Genomic DNA, 24,218 nt, shown 5'->3' with positions numbered 1-24,218 from the left:
ATCGCGGCAGATTTAGGAAAGAAAAACGCGAAGTGTGAAAACGGTTCGAACTGCCGTGAACTGCCTTGATTTGCGTAGTCCATTAAGAAAGTTTAACTTTCGACCATAGCCCAATCGGGTTACGAATAAGAGACCTAAGTCGTTCCGCAATCTGCCTCGATTTGCGTAGGGCCTCTTGGCGAAAGTTACTCAAATTGCGCTCATTTGCCTTTATTTATGGGCTTATCTGCGTTAATCTACGAAAAATGCTTTTCTATTTCAGCATTATTTTGTAACTTTGCACCGGACAATCAACTTAACCGGAATAATTATGACTTTATATAATATGTATAGTCATTTTGATTATCAGCGACAAGGCTGTCGTCGACTGTAAAAAAATCATAAAAACGTCTTTTGGCCTTGGAATCTCAGAATTTATTTGTAGCTTTGAACAAAAATAACAAAACCGCTAATTATCAACATTGTTAACCCAAACAGCGAAGACTATGGAAATAAAGAATGCTTTTGCCGGGACACTGGAATCGGGCGACATCCTCATCCAGATTGAGCCCTCCGACACCCCCGGCCTTACCATCGACTTGGAGAGTACTGTTGCCTATCAGTTTGGCGACCAGATAAAGAAGGTTATTGCCGACACCCTCAAGGGCATGGGCATCGGTCAGGCTTACGTTCGCGCCACCGACAAGGGGGCTCTCGACTGCACTATCCGCGCCAGGGCCACTGCCGCCGTGGTGCGCGCCACAGGGAAAGATGTGTGGCAGGACTAAGATGCAGTCCGTTGCCGCACTGATGTGTCTACTAACGCTTTTTGTTAATTTCGAATAAACCTTATTATGGACAGACTACGAAGAACGATGATGTTCGTTCCGGGCAACAACCCCGGAATGATGCAGGATGCCTTCATCTATGGTCCCGACTCTATCATGCTCGACCTGGAGGACTCGGTGACGCTTGCCGAGAAGGACACTGCACGACTGTTGGTATATAACGCTTTGCGCACCGTCGACTACGGAAACATTGAGATGGTGGTGCGCATCAATCCCCTGAGCACTCCTTACGGCCACAAGGACGTAGAGGCTGTAGTCAAGGCCGGTGTCGATGTGGTGAGAATGCCGAAGACGGAGACCGCCGACGAGGTGCGTGAGGTGGAGACAGCTATAGAAAAGGTGGAGACGGAGCTCGGCTGTGTGGGCAGAACGAAGATTATGGCCGCCGTAGAGAGTGCCCTCGGCGTTGTCAACGCCTACGCCATAGCCACAGCGTCGAAGCGGATGATGGGTATAGCTCTCGGTGCCGAGGACTACTGCGCTAACCTTAAGACCCAGCGTACGCCCGAGGGAACGGAACTGCTCTTGGCCCGTCAGACCATTGTTGTGGCGGCACGTGCTGCGGGCATCGACTGTATCGATACGGTATTCTCCAATCTCAACGATATGGACGCTTTCCGGCGTGAGGTGGAGACGATAAAGAAATTAGGTTTCGACGGAAAATCGATTATCAACCCGAGACAGATAGAGATTGTCAACGAGGTGTTTACCCCGTCGCAGAAGGATATCGACAAGGCCGTAGCCATCGTCGGTGCCCTTCATGAGGCCGCACGCCGAGGGTCGGGAGTCATAGCCCTCAACGGAAAGATGATTGACAAGCCGGTGGTCATCCGTGCTCAACACACAATAGACCTTGCCATTGCCGCAGGGGTTTTAAAGAAGGAGGATTTGTCATGAAAGGATACGAAGAGAGACAGAAACTCATCGGACGCATTGCCGACAGTTTCCATAAAGGTGTTTACCATGGTGGCGAACGGAAGATAACAGTACCGCGAAAGGAGTCGCAGGCCACAAGCGAGAAGGTTGTAAGCCTTGAGGAGGCTATCCGCCGCTGTGGACTTCGCGACGGGATGACGATATCCTTCCATCATCATTTTCGCAGTGGCGACAAGGTGCTCAATCTCGTTATGGATAAGATTGCAGAGATGGGATTCAAGGATATCCGCATAGCTGCGTCGAGCCTTAACGATGTCCACACTCCGCTCATTAACCATATACGCAATGGTGTCGTCACCCACATCTCCACCTCCGGAATGCGGGGCGAATTGGCCAAGGCCGTGTCGCACGGACTGATGGACAATCCCGTAGTATTCCGGTCGCATGGTGCCCGCGGAAGTGCTGTGGCCAACGGCGACCTTCACATCGATGTGGCCTTTCTCGGTGCATCATCGTGCGACCCCATGGGCAACGCCTGCGGTTATAGCCGATCGCCAAACGCGAAGTCGATTTGCGGCTCATTGGGCTATGCGCTGCCCGATGCACGCTATGCCGATAAAACCGTGATCCTCACCGATGATCTCGTCGATTATCCGAACACTCCGACATCAATATCGGAGCACGATGTCGACTACGTCGTGGTGGTTGACAGTGTCGGCGATTCGTCGAAGATTGCGTCTGGAGCCATACGCGATACTAAGAATCCACGTGATATTCTCCTGGCCAAAACGGCTTGTAAGGTGATAGTCAACAGTGGTTACTTCCGCAACGGATTCTCCATTCAGACGGGTTCTGGTGGTGCTTCGCTTGCAGTAGTTAAATATCTGCGACAGAGTATGATAGAGCAGAACGTTAAAGCATCGTTTGCACTCGGTGGAATCACGTCGCACATGGTTAAACTGCATAAGGAAGGACTCATCGACCACCTCATTGACGTCCAGTCGTTCGACAGAGTTGCCGCGGAGAGTCTGCGCGACGATCCCAAGCACAAGGAGGTGTCGGCAAACGAATATGCGTCGCCCGACGAGCCCGGTGCGGCAACGAAATTCCTCGATATCGTAATCCTCTCGGCTTTGGAGGTAGATACCAACTTCAATGTCAACGTGTTGGTGGGCAGCGACGGAATAATCAGAGGAGCCATAGGAGGCCATCCCGATACCGCCGCCGACTCAGCACTGAGCATTGTCGTCTGTCCTTTGCTCCGCGGTCGTATACCGTGTATCGTCGATGAGGTGACAACGCTGATAACGCCGGGACCGACCGTCGATGTTGTCGTGACGGAGTATGGCGTTGCCGTGAACCCGCGGCGCCCGGATCTTGCCGAGCGCCTCGCTGCCGCCGGACTGAGGATAGTGACCCTCGAAAGTCTGCTCGAGCGAGCCCTGCATGTCATCGGAACGCCCGCTCCCCTGCCCTTCGGCGATAAGGTCGTCGGTGTGGTGATGAACCGCAATGGTGAGGTGATGGATGTGATAAGGAATATCCTTTGAAGGTTTTAATGTAATAATGTGATACTCATGGGGATGGCAACGAGATGTCATAAAAAATGATGCGAGCTGCCATCCCACATTTTTATGAACGGAGAAAATTTTATGATGGATGAGGCTATAACCCTCGAAGAACTCCTCGAGAGCCGTGACCGGCGCTGGGCAACGGAACGCCATCTTCTCGGACTCGATGCCGAGGGCTATGCACCGACGTCGGTCGACAAAGGGCTATCGTCAGCTGCTACGCGATTATCTTCGGCTGATAAAGGCCATTCTTCTACTGCTGCGGAATTATCTTCTGCCGTCACAAAATCAGGTTTTGCGCTTACAGAAACATCTTCTGTCACATCTCCGCAAATTGTTGATGTAGAATACAATAGCTCCCGCCGCGTTGAGATTGTTCTCACTGTGGTTATGCCGGGACGCGTGAAGCGTAATGCGTGGTCGCTGACGGTGGCTCGTGCCGCTGTGGAAGCCATCGTCGGGGCCACGGGCGAGAAGCCAGTGATGGAACGTGACCTCAGAACGGGCTTCGAAGGTTATTGGCTCGTCGAGGGTGATGCAATGGAGATAAAACGGCGGATGTGCGGAATAGAGAGCAGCCACATCCTCGGCCGACTTTTCGATATCGACGTGCTGCGGCCTGATGCCACTCCGATTTCACGGCAGGAGGTGGGTCTGACGCCACGCCGATGTCTGATATGCGGCAGAGAGGCCCGCCACTGCATGAGGAGTCTGGCGCACTCGCAGGAAGAAATAATGAAAAAGATTGCAGAGATTATCGAAGAATATAAACGACAGAGAGTAAATAGCGATGGATTATTTGATGAACGATAACCTCTGAAAGAGTTTTGAGAATATGTACGCAGACTACGAAATCAACGAGATGCCGGTGGCTTACGCTCCGACGCGACTGAAGGTTGAGAACTTCCTGCACCGTCATGGCATCGACCTGGACAAAACCGATTACTATGCAGCCATCTCACCATCGGGCGATGATACCATTGTTGCTGCCGGTGGACTGCTGCGCGACACCATCCGCTGCATAGCCGTCGACGATGCTGTCAGCGACGAGCATCTCGCCAACCGACTCGTGACGCATCTCATGGAAATCGTTCAGCGGAGGGGATTCCCGACGGTGAAAGTTTTCACCAAACCAAAATATGAGGACATCTTCAAGTCGTTGGCTTTCAATACTATAGCCACAACCGACAACGTAGTGTTCATGGAGAATAGCCGTCAGCCGCTGAACCGTTATATTGATAAACTCCGGGCTCTCGCAAAGCCCGGAGTGTCGGGGGTGGTCGTGATGAATTGTAATCCTTTCACCTTGGGACACAAGTACTTAGTGGAATATGCCGCGCGGCATGTCGACAACCTCTATATCATCCCGCTCCTCGACAGAAGTGTGGGATTCAACTACGAGGAGCGTCGAGAGATGATTTGCCGTGCAACGGAGAATCTGACGAACGTGACGGTTTGTGAGGGCAGTGCTTATTCGATATCGAAAGCCACCTTCCCCACTTATTTCCTCAAGAAAGTCGATGTCGTCACACAGCAGCAGATAGAAATCGACTTGCAGATATTCTGCCGCTATATTGCTCCGGCCCTCGGTGCCACGGTGCGTTTTGTCGGCAGCGAGCCCTTCGACCAGCTCACGCGTCGGTACAATGAGGCAATGATGGAGCGGCTGCCGCAGTGTGGGATAGCCGTCAGATGCATCGACCGTGTGGAGAAGAACGGTCAAGCGGTGTCGGCATCGAACGTGAGGAAACTCATTGCTGCCAACCGCATGCACGCTGCCATGGCTGAGGTGCCACCGTCGACGCGTCCGTTCGTCATGGCGAAGTTTGCCGTCGACGCTCTGAGCCGTGAACTCGCTACTACACCGAAACCGGGTCTCGTCGACAAGGCCAACAACGGGGCCCACAGCGACATGGACTTTATCCTCATGCAGAGGAGCATCGATGCGCTGCGCCCTTACTTCGTCCGGTTGGCTCAACTCGGCAACAGTTCATCGCCACTGAGCATCGCCGATATTCAGCAGACTGGTGTTGAGGCTGAACGATGTATGCTGCGGACGACAAACGGCGTCAACACTCACCGCGGGGCCCTCTTCTCGTTGGGGATAACAGTGGCGGCAGCGATGTGGTGCTATAATAATTATGATGGGAATGTGGATGCCGGGAACCTCTCAAGGGTCATAGCGGACATCGGAAGCCGATGGCCACGGACATCGGGAACGCACGGCGCACGAGTAGCTGATAAAGAGAAGGTTACGGGAGCACGTGACAACGCTGCCACAGGATACCGCCAGCTGTTCGATGTGTGGGTGCCCTACTACCGTGCTCTGCGCGACGACCGTCATCGGGATCAAAAAATGCTGTTGAAGATTATGTCGATGCTCGACGATACGAACATTTATTTTAGGGCGGGAAAAGATGTGGCCGAAAGAGTGAAACACTCGAGCAGCGTGCTTCTCGACCACTTCTCTATGCAGTCGCTCGAGGATATGGATGAGGAATTCATAAAGCACAATATATCGCCGGGTGGTGCCGCGGATATGTTGGCGCTGACAATCCTTGTCAATGCCATCCTGAAATACTGATATTCTGATGTCGACAATCCTTGTCAATGCCATCCTGAAATACTGATATTCTGATGTCGATAATCCCCCTCGTCAATGCCATCCTGAAATACTGGTATTCTGACGTCGACAATCCCCCCTCGTCAATGCCATCCTGGAATTAATCTGTCAGCAGCGGCGCGAGAGATTAGCCATCATCACAGCGGAGAGTCCCGCTGTCTCGGTGCGCAAACGGCTCGTGCCAAGGGTCACCGACTCGTAGCCGTTGGCAAGAGCCTCGCGGACCTCATCAATTGAGAAATCGCCCTCGGGACCCACAAGGACTGTAATGTCGCCAGCGGAAGAATCGTAGCCTGGGCTAGTGCTGACAATGGAGCCATTTGCTTCTGTGGAACTGCTATTTACGACAATGGAACCATTTGCACCTGTAGAACTGCCATTCCCGACAATGGAACCATTTGCATCTGTTGAATCGCTATTTGATTTGTCACCACCGATAATAGCCCCGCTGTTTATAGCTGTGAAGAAGTCGGCCCGTTCTATCTCGTTGTAGCAGTGGCAGATAAACTTCCGGCCTTTGCGCTGGCGGGAGATAAAATCGTGGAACGGAACCATCTCGTTGACCGTCGGCATCCAAGCTTTTCGGCTCTGTTTGAAAGCTGCTACCACAATCTTTCTTATGCGGTCGGTGCGGATGACCTTTCGCTCGGAGAACTTACACGAAAGAAAGCTTATCTCGTCGATGCCCACCTCCGTGGCTTTCTCCACCATCCACTCTATGCGCTCCATCATCTTCGTCGGGGCTATGGCTAAATGGATGTGGCCCCGCCATGTGCGCTCCTGTGGCATCGACTCGGTAATGTCGTAATAGCAGTGCTTATTGTTGACGAGGGTGAGCAGAGCATGGTAGAACGTGCCGTCACCGTCCTGCAGATAGATGCTGTCGCCCTCATGCAGACGGAGGACGCGAATGGCGTGCTTAGCCTCTTCCTCGGGGAGCTCTAAGGCCTTGGCTGCGTCGGGAACATAGAAAAAGCGTTCTTCTTTCATTATTTTTCGTTATAGAAGTTGGATGTCGGATAACGGCCCTCCTTTATTATTTATCGGTGACTAAATTATGATCCTCGTTAATCTCACGAATTCTCTTGTCGGATAGCGGCCTTCCTTCATTATTAATAGGCAACCGGAGATAAAAAACTCGATTATAGCTGTGGAACTGCGACCGATTTAGAATGGAAAAACGTCGTCGTCATCGTCGTCGTCATCTGTGGGACGATCCTTCGCATTATTGTCCTTGGGTCCGGTGATATTGTTGAGGATGTCATCGATGTTATCGTCGCTGTTCTTCTTTTCGCTTTTCTTCCGCTTGTTAATCTCGTCGCGCAGATAAGATGCCAACTCGTAGTTTTCGTCGGCGATGGCATTCTCCATCGACTTCTTCAACATACTGTCGCTGAGGGCGTTGATTGGTATGGCCATACCGTTGGCGTTGGCACTGTAGCGCACACTCTGCCGCATCATCAGGTTATAGTCGATGTATATCGGTGTGTTGCTGATGAGGGCAAAGAGTATGGCATCGCTGGCGCGCATTGGCAGCGACTCGAATGTCGACTCGTTGACGAGCAGACAGCGGTATTCACCGTCGACGACATCGCTGATGAGCACCTCAAAGCGCATCTCACCCTGTTGCTTTACCACCGTGGTGAGCACCTCGGGCAGCAGACGGTCGGTGCGGGTCTTTGGGTTCAGCCGCAGTCCGAATTGATATTCCATTGCCTTGTCGCAGACAATGGTTATCTGCCGCTCCTTCATCTTGTCGGTGAGGGTGATGAGTCCGAGCTCGGGACCTTCGAGAATCTCGGAGACTCCCTGAAATATCAGTGGTACCTTTCTCAAGTTGTTTTCTCCTTATATAATATGTAGGTGGTTATTAGTCGGTTTTCTTCGGTTTGAAGACAAGGGCGAAGGCCACGAAGACGCAGAGGGCGAATCCGGCAAAGATAAACCAGCATGCGGGCCAGTTGCCCATGAGATAGGAAGTGTCGCCCACTTGCTGCCATGTGCAGAAGTGGTTGACGATGGCACCGGCCGACAGCGTTCCTATCGTTGCGCCGAGACCGTTGGTCATAAGCATGAACAAGCCCTGGGCCGACGCCTTTATCGAGGGATCGCACTCCTTATCGACGAAAATTCCTCCGGAGACATTGAAGAAGTCGAAGGCCACGCCATAGACGATACACGAGAGGATGAAAAGGAGCACTCCAGGCATTGTCGGGTTGCCGAGTCCGAAGAGTCCGAACCTTAGCACCCATGCGAACATGGCTATAAGCATGACACCCTTGATGCCGTAGCGCTTCATGAAGAAGGGTATGAGGAGGATGCAGCAAGCCTCGCTGACCTGTGATATCGATGTCAGCAGAGTAGCGTTGCTGGCTGCGAACGACGATGCCACCACCGGGTCGCTACTGCCCTGGAAACTCGAGATGAACGGTCCTGCAAAACTGTTCGTCACCTGCAGCGACATGCCGAGGAGAGCCGAGAAGATGAAGAACAGTGCCATGCGCTTCTCCTTGAAGAGTTTGAAGGCATCGAGTCCCATCTGCTGAGCGAGACTGCGGTGCTGCGACGGGTCTTTCTTTACGAGCTTACACTGCGGCAGGGTGAAGACATAGAGGAACATGATGATGCTCAGCAGTCCCGAGACGAGGAACTGATTGTATGTGTACTGAAACTTATGAGCGTTCTGCGCCAGAGTGAGCGTGAAGGAGCCATTGTCCCACACCGCGCTGTTGACAAAGAGCATAGTAATGATGAATCCTACGGTACCGCAGGAGCGGATGGGCGGAAAGTCGGTGACGGTGTCGCCGCCGTTGTTCTTCAGGATGGTGAAAGCGGTAGTGTTCGACAGTGCTAACGTAGGCATATAGAAGGCCACGCTGAGGGTGTAGATGGTTATGAAAAGGGCTTTGTTGCCGACGGCGTTGCCAAAGCCGGCCGTCATACCCATATACCACAGCATTATCATGAACGTTCCGGCCAAGAGATGGCAGATGCCGAGGAGCCGCTGAGGCTGTATCCATTTGTCGGCGACGATGCCGATGAGTGTCGGCATAAATATTGATACTATGCCCTGGATGGCATAGAACCACGAGATTTCAGCCCCGAGTCCGGCCACGCCGAGGTAGTTGCCCATACATGTGAGATAAGCACCCCAAACGGCGAACTCGAGAAAGTTCATGATGATAAGTCGTAATTTCAGATTCATTTCTTTCAGATGTATTTGACCGTATTACTTGTTTAGCGGTTTGTCTTCAGTTAGAGCTGCGGCATGGCCACGGCTGATTGTATATTTATTTGGCAAAGTTACTAAGAATAGATTGAACGAGCAAGTTTTATATGAGAAAAACATTGCTCCATGACGAAAGAAAGGCTATAAAACGCTGATAATTCCGATAAAAAGTTTGATTGATTCGGTTTATTCCTGTTCTACTGCCGTAATGTGATAACAGTTTTGGGCTTCGTGATTCCAATGTAAATTATTTATAATTCATACCTTGCAGATCCCTGCCATTCTACGTGGGATGTGTGCAATATGTTAATTATCAATGTGTTGACACGAAACGCACAATGCCGTATGTTCGTCGGTTGATGATGACCACTTACCCTATCCTCCTCTGCTGCTGACAAAATCTGCGGATGCCTTTCGTATAGGCACAAAAAAAATTGGTTGTCTCACGACAACCAATCTCATAAAATTAACCTTAATAATCTAATACCATGAAAAACACGATGCAAAGGTATATCATTTCTCATAAAGAAACAAGTATTTCTTCGAGAAAATTCCTATAGTTAACACTAATTAAATTTTTCTCCGTTCCACTTAAACTTTCTTTGCAATAAAATGCCTTTTAACTGCTTTATTTTGTCTTTTGGCACTTCGGGAATGGAGACAGTGTAGGTGAGCGTCTGCTCCTTTGGCGACACGCTGGCGGCTACGAGTTGTGGGTCGAGATTCTCGACCAGACTTTTGAAGTCGGCGTCGGTCATGGTGTCGGGTTTCTGAAGGAGCTGCTGCGCTGTTACCGTCGGTGCGAGATTGTCGCTGAGCCGGTTCCAGCGTGTATCGAAGAAGGCTACGGTGCTCTCCTTTGCAGGACCCTTATAGGTGCTGACGAGGCATACGACGGAGTCCTTCTCCGCTGTCCTCATGAGCAGCATCATCTCCATGGTGTGCGCTTTGTTGCACTTCAGCCGCAGATAGTTACTGCCGACGGCCTCTATGGCTGTGCTGTCGCCGAGATTGTTTACCACTACGGCCTTACCTTTGGCATTGGCGCTGTCGGCAAGCGACTGCCGCTCCGACGCGTCGAGATATGTCAGCCATGATGCCGGCATCGTGTTGAACAGTCCCACCATTTTGTTCTGTGCCGCAGCCAAGGCTGTCGCGGCTATGAGGACGGTGATGACAGTTATTATTTTCTTCATGTGATTAGTGATTTGTTATATAAAGAGACGGGCTCCAGTGCACAGTGGCACCGGCGTCCGTACTATTTAGATGATAATAAGTAGTCTTGGATTACTTACTCTCCTCGACAGCGGCCTGTGCGGCGGCTAACGGGAACTGATTATCAGCACTTTACGGCGAATCTGGGAAACATTTGGGAAACATTATGAGCATATACTGCACATTCTGCACCCGATTTCCTCAAAATATCCGACCATTTTTGCCACTTCGACTACTTTTCGATATTTTAATTGTTAAACACTATTGTTAGAACACAGATTGCATTACGACTTTTCAGCACGTTCTGCAAATTTTACTTGCAAAATTAATAATTTCTCATGACATTACGCTCGTTTTGCACGTTTTTCTTGCAGAACGTGTCTGTTTTTAATATAAATTAAGGCAATAACCACATCCATTTACCAATTTCTTGTTTCGATTAAAAGAAAAATGGATGGAATTCAATGCCATAAGTTTAGGTTTAAGTTTAGATGTTCTTATATATATAATAAGGTGCACTAGTGTCCACTTAAATCCTTTAACATTCGCTTAAACTGCCCTTAGGTCAGACATTTACAAGCATATACTTTACGTGTACTTTTCAATTTTGTACCTTTGCATGGCTATAGTCAAAAGTTACAAATTGTAAGTACATCGTAAAATATGCACAAAGGTCAGTTCATCTTCACTCAGGTCTGCAAGTTCTTGCCCAAACGAGCTTTTGATTGTCTTGTAAATAAATATGACGGCAATAAGTGGGTAAAGTCATTCACTTGTTGGAATCATCTCCTTGTTTTGATATACGGTCAACTCTCCAATAGAGAAAGTCTAAGAGACTTGGTGACATCACTCGCTCCCTTTCGCAATATGTTTCATCACCTCGGGTTTGGAGCCAACGTATCGAGGAGCAACTTGTCCAAAGCCAACGAGCAACGCGACCCAAGAATATTTGAGGAGTATGCACTCAAACTTATATCAATAGCAAGAGAGAAACGCACAGGCTTAAAGGACTTCTTCATTAGCAACAATGTGTATGCGTTTGATTCTACCACTATATCTTTATGTTTGTCTGTGTTTTGGTGGACGAAGCTTCATCACGGAAAAAGTGGCGTAAAGGTACATACACTATTTGATGTCAAGAACAGCATTCCTTCGTTTGCCATAATCACTGGCGCGGAAATACACGACTCGCAAGTCATGGATCAGATTCCATATGAGGTGGACAGTTTTTATATCTTTGACCGTGCATACATGGACACAAAGCAATTATATGCCATTGACAAGGTTGGGGCATTCTTCGTTGTGAGAGAAAAACAAAGGATGGTTTACGAAGTAGTAGAAGATAAGCGATACAACAATCCTAAGACGGGGGTCATGTCAGACACTTTGATTAAGCTTACCGGTCAAAAGACCAAGAAGCAATATTCTAAGCCATTGCGGAGAATCGTATTCTATGACAAAGAAAAGAACCGTACCTTCGTTTTTTACACGAACAACATTGAAGTGTCAGCGGAAGACGTAGCCCTGCTGTACAAATACAGATGGAGCGTTGAGCTCTTCTTCAAATGGATGAAGCAGCATCTACGCATAAAGGAATTCTATGGCACGACAGAGAATGCAGTAAAAATTCAAGTATACGCAGCTATCACAACCTATTGCCTTGTGTCTATCATAGAGACAGAAATGGCTGAGGAAATGACAACATACGAGGTACTAAGAGTCTTGTCGACTTCACTACTGATAAAGATGCCACTGAGACAGCTGTTAAGCAGTTGTCAAGAAGAATTACTTCTTGAAAATAAACGTGAGATAATTAACAACAACAAATATATTCAGTTAGAAATACCCTTCGACGAATGGTAAGTTACAATCAGTAAGCAAAGCCGAATGTTAAAGGATTTAAGTGGACACTAGTGAATAAGGTGTAGTAAACCCAAATCAGGAGATTGAAGGTTTAATGTTTAAGTTTAGAGAGGCATGTATATATACATGGGTAAACGTAAACCTAAACTTTGCAGAATGAAACGACTTGATGTTTCCCAAAAAATCACATTTTTCTTTTTACTGAAGATGAACCAATTTATGCTCTCCCCTTCTCATTCCACTTTCCTTTTAACTGAAAAAACTGATCTCTTAAATCTCCCATTTCTACTTTCGTGAGACGATGAAATTAGGTTGCAATGGTAACTATTGTGTCTTCATCTACCCAAGGTAATCCGATTATATGACTCAAAATCTATCAGCTGGATTTCAACACCACCAATTACTTCACCCGCTACGTGAAGCGCGTTCTTGGCATGACTCCCAGCCAGTATAAGGCAAAGTTTAGCGTAAAAAAATAAGGAAAATCACCCCATCAGTAATTTGTATACACCTTTCAGTAATTTATTTAGCGATGGTTCGGTGAAATCGTCGTACCTTTGCAGCCGAAAATAAATAACAGTTTTAATAACTTAAAAAAAATTGCGGTTATGAAGAGAACAATTATCATTACGGGTGGTACAACAGGTATCGGTAAGGCTACGGCTTACCAGTTTGCAAAGAACGGTTGGAATGTGGTTATTACAAGTAGAAGTGAAAAGAAGGGTCAGGCATTCGTCGAGGAAGCCAAGAACGAGGGGTTGGATATGACCTTCTTCCAGTTGGATGTGACGAACGAGGAGCAGGTGGCTCAGGTCATCGAGCAGACGGTGGCCAAGTTCGGCAAGCTGGACAGCATTGTCAACAACTCTGGCATCTCGCTGGGTGCCGCACCGCTGGCTGACACCGAGACGGACGAGTTCAAGCAGCAGCTGGACACCAACGTCCTGGGCGTTTATTACGGCATGAAGTATGCCATCCGCGCCATGCTGAAGACGGGCGGTGGCACGATTGTCAATCTGGCATCTATCGCAGGACTCAACGGACTGATTTACACCGCACAATATTGCGCAACTAAGCACGCCGTGGTGGGACTGACCAAGGCTGCTGCCATCGACTACGCCCAGCAAGGTATCCGCATCAACGCCGTTGCTCCCGGTGCCATCAAGACCGACATCCTGAAGCACGCTATCGAGGCTGGGGCTTATGATGAGAAGGGCATTGCTGCCATCCATCCGATGAATCGCATGGGCGAGGTGCAGGACATTGCCCTGGCTATCTATTATCTGGCTAGTCCCGACAACAAATTCCTGACAGGTACCATCCTCAACGTTGACGGCGGTTATAATTGTAGATAATATGGAACTGATTGACTATACCAACAAATGGTTGACTGGCGAAATTCAGGAGGATCTGGCAATGGTTGCAGGAGGCGTGGTATGCCTCCTGCTGGCCCTTGTGGCATGGCGTTGGGGCTCGTCGGAGTCGGCTCGCGCCATCATTCTGCCATTGACGGTGGTGGCGGTAATCTTTATCGGAGGTGGAGCTGCATTAGCCTATAATAATCATCAGCGGAGCAAGCAGTTCGTGGAACAATACCAGGAGTTGCCTGAGAAGTTTCTGGAGAGCGAGAAGGCTCGCGTGGCTGCTTTCATGAAGATCTATCCGCAGACCATCATCGTCTCTGCCGTCATGATGGTCATCGCTGTCTGTGTGTTCACCTTCTGCGATAAGCCCTGGCTCCGAGCATCTGCCCTTGCGCTCATCCTTGTAGCCCTCGCCGCCCTGACAATTGATTTCTTCTCGAAGGAGCGTGGCGTGATTTATCAGCAAGAGTTGGACACCGTGAAGATAGAAAATGTAGGATGATAGTCATTATCTGCGAAAAAATTTGTATCTTTGCGCCATGAAGATAAGACAAATCCATTTCCCCACCGTGTCGGCATTCATGCATGCCCTCGGACGTGACGATGTCCGCCATCCGCTCATTGAGGTCATCCATCTCGACGACCTTGCTGATTGCAGCTCGTTTGGCAACACCCGCTATACGTTTGGCTTCTACTGCGTGGTTTACAAGGATGCACGCTGCGGCACCGTGCGCTACGGGCGCAACGAGTACGACTACGACAACGGCACGCTGCTCTTCTTCGCCCCCGACCACGACGTTGAGCTGGGCACGCTCGAACAGAGCTACCAGGGCGTGATGCTCATCTTCTCGCCGGCACTGATGCAGGGATTATCGATGTCGCCCTACACCTTCTTCGGCTATTCAGTCAACGAGGCCCTGCACGTATCGGAGCGTGAGCGCCAGCAGCTGCACGACATCCTCGGCAACATCGAGACAGAGTTGGAACGCGGCATCGACCGCCACACCCGCCAGCTGATGGCGCAGAACGTCGCCCTGATTCTGAACTACTGCGTGCGCTTCTACGACCGCCAATTCATCACCCGCGAACCCGTCGACAGCCAGCTCATGCAGCGCTTCACCGTCCTGCTCGACGACTATTTTGCCCGAGGCCTAGCCGCACGTCAGGGAGTGCCCACCGTGCGCTACTTCGCAGACGCGCTGAACCTCTCGGCCAACTACTTCGGCGACCTCGTAAAAGCCCAGACGGGCAATAGTCCGCAGCAGCTCATCCAGCAGCACCTCATCGCTCAGGCCCGCCACCGCCTCACCACGACCACCGACACCGTCAGCCAGATAGCCTACGCCCTCGGCTTCGAGTACCCCCAGTACTTCTCCCGCCTGTTCAAAAAGCAGACCGGCCAGACCCCGCAGGAGTTCCGAAAGATAGGATAATACGGGGAACATACTTAGCATGTTTCTTCATCTAATACAACTCAAATTCCAAATTTGAGGATTTCTGGGTTTCCGTGAGGTCAATCGTACCAACGTTTATGTGTCTATCACTGAATTAGCCTCTGATATAACTGCGTTTGCTTCTTATCAAGATTTGTAATCTTTATCTGAACCTTGGATGGTCGTGATATGTCGTTAGGTAAAGAAACAAGAAGTTTCATTATGACCTGTTCGACATTTGTAAATCCAGAGTCCTCGATTACACATACACGGTTACCACAAATGAAAGCCTCTCCTCTGATAAGATTGTACTTCGACATTCTCTCAAAAAAAGTATTTGCGTCTTCAGATTTCTCTATATCTTCATTACTGAAGAAAACATAGTCAATGACTTTCTCATTCAACTCCCATGCCGGCGAGTAATCTATTTTCGTATAAACTCGTGCCAGTTTGAAAGTAGAGTGATTAAGTGCAAAGTCAACGTCACCAAGTGAGGCTCCACATCCATTCTGCGCTATCGTTGCCCATGAATGACGGAAGGAATACAGGCTGGCATGGAAATCAGGTGAGACTTTCTTGCAGATTTGACTGATGCCAGCATTGATATTGGCATTGAATGAGTCTGATGTGCTCAGGCGGTCTTGAAAGTCAAACAGCCAGGGAGATTCTATGTTTTTGGACAAGTACTTCTCGAATGTGGGCTTTATAAATTGTGGCACCCTTATCTCAAAGTATGCATTATCGGAACGGGATTTACTTGTTTTTCTTCTGTTATAGTGGAAAATGCCATTGTGATACTGGCTCTTTTTCGCATAGAACAAATCAATGCTGTTGATGCCACACATACAGAAGCTTATCAGCGCAATATCCTGTCCAAGTTCCTGGAGCGGATGCGTGAATCTACTGAAGTCGGGAACAACGGCGAAGAACCTGCGAAGCATATTGGGGCTTATTGCTCTCTTGTTTGGTGTATCTTCTTTGGGTATTGAAATCTTGGGCCAAGGGTTTGTGATTAACAGAATACCTCTTTCCTCATCGTTGTATTCCAACATGGCAGCTTTGTGAATCTGTCTGATGTTGATTGGGTATTTGTTTTTAGACCTTGCCGTCTGGGAAATAGAGTCTATCCATCGGGAAAGGAATGAGTAGGTCAATTGGGAAAACATGATCTCATTATCACCAGCAAACTTCTCCAGGCTATAAAGTGCCCACTTATAGTCGCGTGAAGTCCTTTCCTGACCTCTAGCTTTCATCTTCTCTATATGCTTACGAGCGTACATTGAGAACGATATTCCATCTTTCCCTTTCTGAATATAGTCCACAATTTCCTTGACCGTCCAGTCTTGTGTGTCAATCCTATTCAGAGTGTTGTAGTATTGATCAATCAATTTTGAGGTTTGTTGAATAACGAAAGGATCAAGAATATCCTTTTTGTTCCGACTCAGCCCCTTATCGTTAACCATCCATGAAGTCCTTAGATAAGAAACTTTACGATTGTGGGCAAAACGTATGTACACGACATACATACCATCTTTCCTTTTTGATTTTACAGTAGCTTTTAATGTTGCCATATCAAATGTATATTATATGATTATACGCAATAGTGCGCATTCATATAATATAATTCAGGTTTCATAAGGCTCGCTCAAATCTAGGTAAATTTTACTATAGACCAACCTATTGACACACGGAAAAGTGTTTGCACAATGGTATGTACATTATGCATATAAAGCAAAAAAATCAGCCGCAATAACCGCACTCAAATTTTTGGTAAACAGGCTCATATTTTGGTAAACAAATTTGGTTCATCCGACAAATCGTGTGATAAAGTGTGGATGATGTAAAGAAAATAGCTGGAAATCCATTACCTTTGTAAGTGATTAAAAAAAACAAGACAAATGGACACCAGCTATATCTATTATGCATACGGAATCAGGGACTTCGAATGCACTAAGACTGAGTACAAAGGTAATACTATTATTCATCATATCCAAAAAAGAGATGTAAAAACTCGATGTGAATGTTGCCATAGTCACGTTGTCGTACGCAACGGGTTCAAGATTCGTAAAATCCGCAGTGTCAACATTGGTACCAAGCAATCAATCTTACATGTAAAGGTGCGTCGTCTAAAGTGTAAGACATGTGGTGCTGATGTCTATGAGGATCTTCATTTCGTTACCGGCAAGCAGCGCTATACACATCGTTTGGCAAGGCTCGTGATAGAACTGCTTCATAGAATGACGATAAAAGATGTAGCCCACTATCTCGGTCTGAGTTGGGATACGGTGAAGGATATCCACAAGAACTATCTCAATCATAAGTTTTCTCATATAGATATCAAGGATGTCAAGCACATTGGTATTGATGAGTTCGCTTTGAGGAAGGGACACGTCTATCTGACTATTGTGGTCGACATGTTGAGTGGTGCCATTATACATGTCGGAGATGGCAAAGGAATCGATTCTTTGAAGAAGTTCTGGCCCAAATTGAAGAGAAGCGGCGCGAAGATAGAGTCCGTGTCTTCAGACATGTCCGCTGCGTTCATCTCTGCGATTAAGAAAAACCTACCTGATGCCATTCACGTTTTCGATCACTTCCATGTGCAGAAACTGGCAGGCGAAGCCTTGGACAAAGTCAGAAGAGAGGTCTATAATCAAGAGAAGGACTTAGAAAAAAGAAAAGTCATAAAGGGAACGCGCTGGCTGTTGTTGCGCCATGATAAGGATATTTTTACAGAGGATGAAAAGAAGAGATTGGATAACGTAATCAAGATGAACGAACCTCTGAGCAAAGCCTACATTCTCAATGAATACTTGCAAGAAGTATGGAAGCAGGACTCATATAAAGAAGGAGAAGCTGTGCTGGATGACTGGATAAAACAGGCTCGGGAATCAAAAGTTCCCACCCTTGAAAAGCTGGGTAATTCCATCGCCGCTTACAGAACTGGAATCCTGGCTTATTACAAATGTAGGACAAGCAATGCAAAAGTAGAAGGGATCAACAATAAAATAAAAGTCTTGAAGAGAAACGCCTATGGCTACCGGGACATTGACTATTTTAAGTTAAGACTTTTCAATTTGCATAATGACAAAATCACACGATTTGTCGGATGAACCACAAATTTGAAGCAGAACTACCTATTGGCACACGGAATGGCATTTTCTAAAAATATAACTAATTGTATATCAGTGATTTGTAATTTCAGAAATGTTTCCCGAAAAAACACGTTTTGGGAGAGATACAAAAAAACGCAAGTGCTTTGTTATCAAGCACTTGCGTTTTTATGTATCTCAAAAATCCGAAAATTATTCACATTCGAGAGCGCCCTGCGCGGCGGCGAGGCGGGCGATGGGCACGCGGAAGGGAGAACAGCTGGCGTAGTTCATGCCGATCTTGGCACAGAACTTCACAGAGCTGGGCTCGCCACCATGCTCACCGCAGATACCGCAGCGGAGCTCGGGACGCACCTCGCGACCCTTCTCTACGGCATACTTGATGAGCTTGCCAACACCCTTCTGGTCGAGCACTTGGAACGGGTCAACCTTCAGGATCTTCTTGTCGAGGTAAACAGGCAGGAACGAAGCAATGTCGTCACGGCTGTAACCGAAGGTCATCTGAGTCAGGTCGTTGGTACCGAACGAGAAGTACTGAGCCTCAGTAGCAATGCGGTCGGCAGTCAGGGCAGCACGAGGAATCTCAATCATCGTACCAATCTCGAACTCAACCTCGATGCCATACTCGGCGAATACTTCCTTGGCAGCCTCCAGAATGACTTCCTTCTGCTGCTTCAACTCATAGAGCGTACCAATCAGCGGAACCATAATTTCCGGCATAGGATTCTTGCCTTCCTTCTTCAGCTCGCAGGCAGCACCGAGGATGGCACGGGTCTGCATAGCGGTAATCTCGGGGAAGGTGATACCCAGACGGCACCCACGGTGACCCAGCATGGGGTTGTTCTCAGCCAATGAGTCAACACGACGCTTGATGTCCTCAACACTGACACCCATCTCTTTAGCCATCGTCTCCTGACCAGCCAAATCGTGGGGAACGAACTCGTGCAATGGGGGATCCAACTGGCGGATGTTGACAGGCAGACCGTCCATAGCCTCGAGAATACCCTTGAAGTCAGCCTTCTGATAAGGCAGCAGCTTGGCCAGAGCCTTCTCACGACCAGCAGCATTATCAGCCAAAATCATCTCGCGCATAGCGATAATCTTCTTATCCTCGAAGAACATGTGCTCGGTACGTGTCAGACCGATACCCTTGGCACCGAAGTTGCGAGCAACCTGCGCGTCGTGTGGAGTATCAGCATTGGTGCGAACCTGCAGCTTGGTGTACTTGTCACAGAGATCCATCAGTTCCTTGAAGTCGCCAGAAAGCTCGGCAGCCTTGGTAGGAACTTCACCGGCATAAACCTGACCAGTGGTACCATTCAGAGAGATATAGTCACCCTCCTTATATACTATGCCGTCAATCTCAACGGTCTTGTCCTTATAGCTAACATTCAGCGAACCAACACCAGACACGCAGCACTTACCCATACCACGAGCCACCACAGCTGCATGAGAGGTCATACCACCACGAGCAGTCAGAATACCCTCTGCGGCAGACATACCGGCGAGGTCCTCAGGAGATGTCTCGATACGAACGAGCACAACCTTGTGACCATCCTTGTGCCACTCCTGAGCATCGTCAGCGTGGAATACAATCTGCCCACAGGCAGCACCAGGAGATGCGGGCAGACCCTGAGCAATCACCTTGGCCTGGGTCAGTGCCTTCTTTCGAATACGGGATGCAACAGCTCGTCGAGCTTCTGAGGCTCGCAACGCTGGATGGCAGTCTTCTCGTCAATCTTACCCTCGTGGAGCAGGTCGATGGCAATCTTCACCATAGCGGCACCAGTACGCTTACCGTTACGTGTCTGCAGGAACCACAGCTTGCCCTCCTGAACGGTGAACTCCATATCCTGCATATCACGATAGTGTTCCTCGAGCTTCTCCTGGATACCATTCAACTGCTGATAAATCTCAGGCATAGCCTCCTCCATAGAAGGATACTTGGCTACGCGCTCTTCCTCAGAGATACCGGCACGCTCAGCCCAGCGCTGAGAACCCAGCTTGGTAATCTGCTGGGGAGTACGGATACCGGCTACGACATCCTCACCCTGAGCATTGACCAGATACTCACCGTTGAACACGTTCTCACCATTGGCAGCATCGCGGCTGAAGCATACACCGGTAGCAGAGGTATCGCCCATGTTACCGAATACCATAGCCATCACGCTGACAGCGGTACCCCACTCGTCGGGGATGCCTTCCATCTTGCGATAGAGGATGGCGCGCTCGTTCATCCAAGAACGGAACACGGCGCAGATGGCCCCCCAGAGCTGCTCGATGGGGTCGTTGGGGAAGTCCTTGCCGGTGCGCTCCTTGATGGCAGCCTTGAAGAGCTGTACGAGTTTCTTCAGCTCGTCGACGCTCAGGTCCTTGTCCAGCTTCACACCACGCTCGGCCTTCACCTTCTCAATAATCTCCTCAAACGGGTCGATGTCTTCCTTGTTGACGGGCTTCATCTCCAGCACCACGTCACCGTACATCTGTACGAAACGACGGTAGGAGTCGTAAACAAAGTGGGGATTGTTGGTCTTCTTCACCATACCCTCTGCCACCTCGTCGTTCAAGCCCAGGTTCAGAATGGTATCCATCATACCCGGCATAGAGGCGCGAGCACCCGAACGTACAGAGACAAGCAGGGGATTCTCCTTGTCGCCGAACTTCGAGTTCATCAGACCCTCAATATGCTTGACGGCAGCCATCACGTCGTCGTTGAGGAGCTCCATGATCTTCTGCTGGCCAACCTGATAGTATTCGTTGCAGCAGTCTGTAGTGATGGTGAAACCTGGAGGAACGGGAACACCAATCAGGTTCATCTCGGCAAGGTTAGCACCTTTGCCGCCAAGTTCCTCACGCATTTGTGCATTACCCTCGGCTTTGCCGTTGCCGAACAGGTAAACTCTTTTCTGACTCATACTTTTGATTTTATTAATCGTTTATAATAAAGATTTTTTCAATTGTGCAAAGATAATGTTTTTTTTATTCCACAAAATATTTCTATGTTTTTTTTATTCGGAGCCGATATACAGGAAAATCATACCCAGCAAAACAAGTATCAAGTCGAGTGTCTTTGCCTTAAGATTCTTCTCATGAAAGAACGCCGCACCGAAAAGGAAACTGACCACAACGCTACTACGGCGTACCATTGATACAATGCTGATCATAGCATCTGGTATTGATAACGAATAGAAATACACAAAATCGGCAGCACTTGGGAAAAGACTTACTCCGACAATAAACCAGTTCCAATGAAAAGGTGTGGTTTTCTTATGTGTAGGCCACCATAGCACGATTAGCACCACACCCATCATGATGCACTGGTAGAATGTGTACCAGCTTTGAACTATCATTTTGTCAAGACCTGCCCCACCCTCGTTCACAGGAGCCATTAGATAACGGTCATAGAGACCGCTGACTGCTCCCAAAAATGCAGAACCGACAACCATGTATATCCAATGGTCGTGCTTGAAGTCGATTCCTTCTTTCTTGCTGCTGTTACTAAGCATGAAAAATGACGCAACGGCAAGGAACCACACCAATCCACTGCCAGCCGTTCAGCCGTCAATATGATACTCATTAATCCAGTATTTCACACTCTCTATCATGAACTGCCTCATCATCGGTTTCTCACTTGCTGTCTCGTTACCGCAGCCGCTACCGTCTGAATATATTCCGTCGGCGTTCTTGCGGAAGAAGTAGTCGGGATAGGTTTTCTGGAAATTAGAGTTCGCGATGTCGAAGGTGTGGTTATACACCACATCGAGGATTACGCGTATGCCTGCATTATGAAGTGAATGGACCATCTGTTTAAATTCACTGATGCGTGTCAAGGGACAAAGGGCATTGGTGCTGTAGCTACCCTCCGGCACGTTGTAGTTAAGAGGGTCGTAACCCCAGTTATATTGTGGCTTGTTTGGTAGGCTGTCAAAAATTTAGTCAGTTTTTATACTCATAATTGCTTTTGATTTACAAGGATTTATTCTTAACTTATATAAACATATTCCATAGTATATATTAACTTTAATAATTTGCATAAGTCATTGAATATTAGTACCTTTACATAGAAAATATAACAATGTAAAGTAAAATATTATGACAAAAGAAAGTGCAAAAATAAAGAGACTGGAAGCATTACTCGCTAAGAAGAACGAGAAGGAAAAGGCAGCATCGGCTAAGATTAAAAAATTAGAAGCTTCAATTATGGCTAAAGACAAGAGTAGTAAAAAATGGAAAGACAAGTACAAGGAGTTGAAGAAGGAGAGCAAGGCCAAGGATACAGAGCTCAAAAAAAAACGTCGTTTGAGTCTGAACACGACGGAGGAATTGTTCGACTTGCTTTCACGCCAGTTAAAGGACACTCATTCTGGGCGGAAGTGATAGCTTTGGCCGTGTGCATGTACATCCGCATGGGATGCGGATTTCGTTCAATCGTCAACGGATTGGAGTTATTCAATGACTTTCTCGGCGGTGCCCTCGGTGTAATACCATCACACCAGACAATTGAGAATTGGCTGCTCAAGGCTGGTATCGTAGAGTATCTTGACTCATGTAATAAGTTCAGAGGGAAGGAATACTCTATCATTATAGACGAGAGTATCACCGTCGGAAGTCAGAAGTTGCTGGTTATTCTCGCAGCTCCAGCACAGCACGAGGGCAAGACATTGAAGCATGGGGATGTCGAGGTGCTGGCAATGGCTGTATCGTCATCATGGAAAGCCGGAGACGTAGAAAGGGAGATAATAAAACTGAAGGACAAAATCGGAAAGACTCCAAAATATATTGTCAGCGACAACGGGCATAATCTCAGGAAGGGAGCAGAGTTAGCTGATGTCCCGCGCCATCGAGACATCAGTCACACGATTGGTCTTATTCTTGAGGACGAATACAAGGAAAGAACTGATTTCAAGGAATTTATGGATATAATAAAGAAACCTCCATTTGAGACACTATACAATTTGGCCCTTGCTTTGCCGTTTCTGGCTTAGCAAGGGCTTTCTTTCGTAGAAAGCCCGTTTAAACTTCCCCTTGTTTTAGTCTCTGCATAATTATTTTTGCCAATATTATTGGTAATTTCTTGCAGATATGGCCATTTATTTGTACCTTTGTATAGTTCTTTTAATTATATAGATACTATACATATTTATGGCTATTCCAGAAGAGATAAAGTCAGTCGCCCGCCCCAAAAGTACGATAGTCCGACAGAGAGGCAGTCGTTTTGTCGTCATAAAAAGGACGAGCAAAAGAATTAACGGGAAGCCTATCCCCGTAGACCAAGGAACGGTAGGAGAAATTGTAAACGGCAAGTTTGTCGAGGGCTCATATATGCGCAAGAAAAATCAAGTGGATATTAAAGATTATGGAGAGGTGGCTCTCTGTGACAAGTACGGCAGTGGACTTCTTCAAGAACTCGCCAAGGTTTGGAATCTCGACGATGCAAAGCGCCTCTATGTCATTGCCTTGCTCCGTGCTTCATATGGAGGCATCATGAACCGTGACTTGCAGATACAGTACCTCTGCTCATTTGCATCAGAGATGTATCCGGGAGTGCATTTGTCTGAGACGGCAGTGTCCGGGTTTCTTGTGAAGATAGGCAAGGCGTACTCCCTTATCTGTGAGTTCATGCGCAATAGGGTGAACACCTTTACCGGCGGTGACATGGTTATCGATGGCATGCTCAAGGACTACAATGCCAAGACGGGGAGTCTGTCGGAGTTCTCGCGCAAGGGAGCGAAGAAAGGCTCCAAAGATATCAGCTTGCTGTATGCTTTCAACCCATTGACGCGTGAGCCCATAGCGGCAAAGCCTTACGCAGGCAACATGCTGGATCAGACGGCGATAGACGACTTTGTAGCGGAGTATGAGATTAAGAATGGTCTGATGGTATTCGACAAGGGTTTCTACAACGACAAGCTTTTTGAGAAAGTCGACAAGATGGAAGGACTGGCATACCTGATACCGTTGAAGCAGAATTCGGCGTTCATAAAGAATTACAAGATGGATGAGCCGACAATGCCATTGAAAGACTATAAGGACGGAACGATTCTATACAAAAAGCAAAAAATGTCAAACGGCAAGTTCCTCTACTCTTTCCGCGACCCGAAGGC

18 protein-coding genes and 3 pseudogenes are annotated in these 24,218 nt (G+C 48.1%); 13 read left to right on the top strand and 8 right to left on the bottom strand.

Translation table 11 applies throughout. The features are described from left to right. Positions 1-485: 485 nt before the first annotated feature. The 5 genes from citD (at position 486) to citC (ending at position 5,858) form a co-directional block, all read left to right on the top strand. Positions 486-767, top strand: a complete 282-nt coding sequence (citD, locus tag LDN30_RS14500; RefSeq protein WP_223928272.1) for a citrate lyase acyl carrier protein — start codon at positions 486-488, stop codon at positions 765-767. 66 nt (positions 768-833) lie between these two features. Then, the gene (gene citE, locus LDN30_RS14495) at positions 834-1,724 is read left to right on the top strand and encodes a citrate (pro-3S)-lyase subunit beta (RefSeq protein WP_223928271.1); all 891 of its coding nucleotides are present in this window, start codon (positions 834-836) and stop codon (positions 1,722-1,724) included. Then, a complete protein-coding gene (citF, locus tag LDN30_RS14490) occupies positions 1,721-3,253 on the top strand; it encodes a citrate lyase subunit alpha (RefSeq protein WP_223928270.1) in 1,533 nt (510 codons plus the stop codon). Before citE ends, citF begins: the two co-directional genes overlap by 4 nt. 84 nt (positions 3,254-3,337) lie before the next feature. Next, positions 3,338-4,087 (top strand): citrate lyase holo-[acyl-carrier protein] synthase, encoded by a 750-nt coding sequence (gene citX / locus LDN30_RS14485; RefSeq protein ID WP_223928269.1) that lies wholly within the window; start codon positions 3,338-3,340, stop codon positions 4,085-4,087. Between the two features lie 22 nt (positions 4,088-4,109). Next, a complete protein-coding gene (gene citC / locus LDN30_RS14480) occupies positions 4,110-5,858 on the top strand; it encodes a [citrate (pro-3S)-lyase] ligase (RefSeq protein WP_223928268.1) in 1,749 nt (582 codons plus the stop codon). Positions 5,859-6,005: 147 nt separating this feature from the next. On the opposite strand, the gene LDN30_RS14475 is transcribed toward citC, so the two are convergent. The 4 genes from LDN30_RS14475 to LDN30_RS14460 all read right to left on the bottom strand — a co-directional run bounded on the left by LDN30_RS14475 (position 6,006) and on the right by LDN30_RS14460 (position 10,322). Further along, positions 6,006-6,887, bottom strand: coding sequence for an RsmE family RNA methyltransferase (locus tag LDN30_RS14475; RefSeq protein WP_223928267.1), 882 nt, complete (start codon positions 6,885-6,887; stop codon positions 6,006-6,008). 177 nt (positions 6,888-7,064) lie between these two features. Then, positions 7,065-7,733, bottom strand: coding sequence for a bifunctional nuclease family protein (locus LDN30_RS14470; RefSeq protein WP_223928266.1), 669 nt, complete (start codon positions 7,731-7,733; stop codon positions 7,065-7,067). 34 nt (positions 7,734-7,767) lie between these two features. Then, complete coding sequence (locus LDN30_RS14465) at positions 7,768-9,102, bottom strand: MFS transporter (RefSeq protein WP_223928265.1); 1,335 nt, start codon at positions 9,100-9,102, stop codon at positions 7,768-7,770. A 590-nt stretch (positions 9,103-9,692) separates the two neighbouring features. Next, positions 9,693-10,322: a DUF3256 family protein gene (locus LDN30_RS14460; RefSeq protein WP_223928264.1), complete on the bottom strand. Its 630-nt coding sequence runs from the start codon at positions 10,320-10,322 to the stop codon at positions 9,693-9,695. A 682-nt stretch (positions 10,323-11,004) separates the two neighbouring features. Here LDN30_RS14460 and LDN30_RS14455 point away from each other — a divergent pair. From LDN30_RS14455 to LDN30_RS14440, 4 genes are all read left to right on the top strand, one after another. Further along, positions 11,005-12,204, top strand: a complete 1,200-nt coding sequence (locus LDN30_RS14455) for an IS4 family transposase (RefSeq protein ID WP_223928263.1) — start codon at positions 11,005-11,007, stop codon at positions 12,202-12,204. 608 nt (positions 12,205-12,812) lie between these two features. Beyond that, positions 12,813-13,559, top strand: coding sequence for an SDR family NAD(P)-dependent oxidoreductase (locus tag LDN30_RS14450; RefSeq protein WP_223928262.1), 747 nt, complete (start codon positions 12,813-12,815; stop codon positions 13,557-13,559). Between the two features lies 1 nt (position 13,560). Then, positions 13,561-14,070: a hypothetical protein gene (locus tag LDN30_RS14445; protein ID WP_223928261.1), complete on the top strand. Its 510-nt coding sequence runs from the start codon at positions 13,561-13,563 to the stop codon at positions 14,068-14,070. 37 nt (positions 14,071-14,107) lie between these two features. After that, entirely contained in the window at positions 14,108-15,001 is an 894-nt protein-coding gene (locus tag LDN30_RS14440; protein WP_223928260.1) for a helix-turn-helix domain-containing protein, read from the top strand. 107 nt (positions 15,002-15,108) lie between these two features. Here LDN30_RS14440 and LDN30_RS14435 read toward each other — a convergent pair whose 3' ends face one another. Then, positions 15,109-16,572: a tyrosine-type recombinase/integrase gene (locus tag LDN30_RS14435; RefSeq protein WP_223930039.1), complete on the bottom strand. Its 1,464-nt coding sequence runs from the start codon at positions 16,570-16,572 to the stop codon at positions 15,109-15,111. 327 nt (positions 16,573-16,899) lie between these two features. Here LDN30_RS14435 and LDN30_RS14430 point away from each other — a divergent pair, with 327 nt between their 5' ends. After that, entirely contained in the window at positions 16,900-18,114 is a 1,215-nt protein-coding gene (locus LDN30_RS14430) for an ISL3 family transposase (protein WP_223926253.1), read from the top strand. A 192-nt stretch (positions 18,115-18,306) separates the two neighbouring features. Here the strand turns inward: LDN30_RS14430 and ppdK are convergent. The 3 pseudogenes from ppdK to LDN30_RS14415 all read right to left on the bottom strand — a co-directional run. Continuing rightward, positions 18,307-21,029 (bottom strand): annotated as a pseudogene (ppdK, locus tag LDN30_RS14425) (pyruvate, phosphate dikinase). 93 nt (positions 21,030-21,122) lie between these two features. Further along, positions 21,123-21,675 (bottom strand): annotated as a pseudogene (locus tag LDN30_RS14420) (EamA family transporter); the annotation flags it as partial. Next, a pseudogene (locus tag LDN30_RS14415) lies at positions 21,672-22,022 on the bottom strand (alpha-amylase family glycosyl hydrolase); the annotation flags it as partial. The pseudogenes LDN30_RS14420 and LDN30_RS14415, both read right to left, overlap by 4 nt. Before the next feature lie 184 nt (positions 22,023-22,206). Between LDN30_RS14415 and LDN30_RS14410 the strand changes: the two are divergent. From LDN30_RS14410 to LDN30_RS14400, 3 genes are all read left to right on the top strand, one after another. Further along, a complete protein-coding gene (locus LDN30_RS14410) occupies positions 22,207-22,491 on the top strand; it encodes a hypothetical protein (RefSeq protein WP_223925384.1) in 285 nt (94 codons plus the stop codon). A 29-nt stretch (positions 22,492-22,520) separates the two neighbouring features. Then, positions 22,521-23,099, top strand: coding sequence for a DUF659 domain-containing protein (locus LDN30_RS14405; protein ID WP_223930038.1), 579 nt, complete (start codon positions 22,521-22,523; stop codon positions 23,097-23,099). A 157-nt stretch (positions 23,100-23,256) separates the two neighbouring features. Then, on the top strand, positions 23,257-24,218 hold a 962-nt coding region (locus LDN30_RS14400), incomplete at its 3' end, for a transposase (protein ID WP_223930036.1).

This window comes from Prevotella lacticifex (assembly GCF_019973375.1).
GTDB lineage: Bacteria > Bacteroidota > Bacteroidia > Bacteroidales > Bacteroidaceae > Prevotella > Prevotella lacticifex.
Note: the sequence above shows the minus strand (reverse complement) of the source record. Positions and strands in the feature narration are given on the sequence as shown.

Excerpts from the sequence above, each read along its gene's own strand:
- LDN30_RS14405 (WP_223930038.1), top strand. The coding sequence starts at position 22,521 with ATGGGATGCGGATTTCGTTCAATCGTCAACGGATTGGAGTTATTCAAT.
- LDN30_RS14460 (WP_223928264.1), bottom strand. The coding sequence starts at position 10,322 with ATGAAGAAAATAATAACTGTCATCACCGTCCTCATAGCCGCGACAGCC.
- LDN30_RS14475 (WP_223928267.1), bottom strand. The coding sequence starts at position 6,887 with ATGAAAGAAGAACGCTTTTTCTATGTTCCCGACGCAGCCAAGGCCTTA.
- LDN30_RS14465 (WP_223928265.1), bottom strand. The coding sequence starts at position 9,102 with ATGAATCTGAAATTACGACTTATCATCATGAACTTTCTCGAGTTCGCC.
- citF (WP_223928270.1), top strand. The coding sequence starts at position 1,721 with ATGAAAGGATACGAAGAGAGACAGAAACTCATCGGACGCATTGCCGAC.
- LDN30_RS14445 (WP_223928261.1), top strand. The coding sequence starts at position 13,561 with ATGGAACTGATTGACTATACCAACAAATGGTTGACTGGCGAAATTCAG.
- LDN30_RS14440 (WP_223928260.1), top strand. The coding sequence starts at position 14,108 with ATGAAGATAAGACAAATCCATTTCCCCACCGTGTCGGCATTCATGCAT.
- LDN30_RS14455 (WP_223928263.1), top strand. The coding sequence starts at position 11,005 with ATGCACAAAGGTCAGTTCATCTTCACTCAGGTCTGCAAGTTCTTGCCC.
- citE (WP_223928271.1), top strand. The coding sequence starts at position 834 with ATGGACAGACTACGAAGAACGATGATGTTCGTTCCGGGCAACAACCCC.
- LDN30_RS14430 (WP_223926253.1), top strand. The coding sequence starts at position 16,900 with ATGGACACCAGCTATATCTATTATGCATACGGAATCAGGGACTTCGAA.
- citC (WP_223928268.1), top strand. The coding sequence starts at position 4,110 with ATGTACGCAGACTACGAAATCAACGAGATGCCGGTGGCTTACGCTCCG.
- LDN30_RS14410 (WP_223925384.1), top strand. The coding sequence starts at position 22,207 with ATGACAAAAGAAAGTGCAAAAATAAAGAGACTGGAAGCATTACTCGCT.
- LDN30_RS14450 (WP_223928262.1), top strand. The coding sequence starts at position 12,813 with ATGAAGAGAACAATTATCATTACGGGTGGTACAACAGGTATCGGTAAG.
- citD (WP_223928272.1), top strand. The coding sequence starts at position 486 with ATGGAAATAAAGAATGCTTTTGCCGGGACACTGGAATCGGGCGACATC.
- LDN30_RS14435 (WP_223930039.1), bottom strand. The coding sequence starts at position 16,572 with ATGGCAACATTAAAAGCTACTGTAAAATCAAAAAGGAAAGATGGTATG.
- citX (WP_223928269.1), top strand. The coding sequence starts at position 3,338 with ATGAACGGAGAAAATTTTATGATGGATGAGGCTATAACCCTCGAAGAA.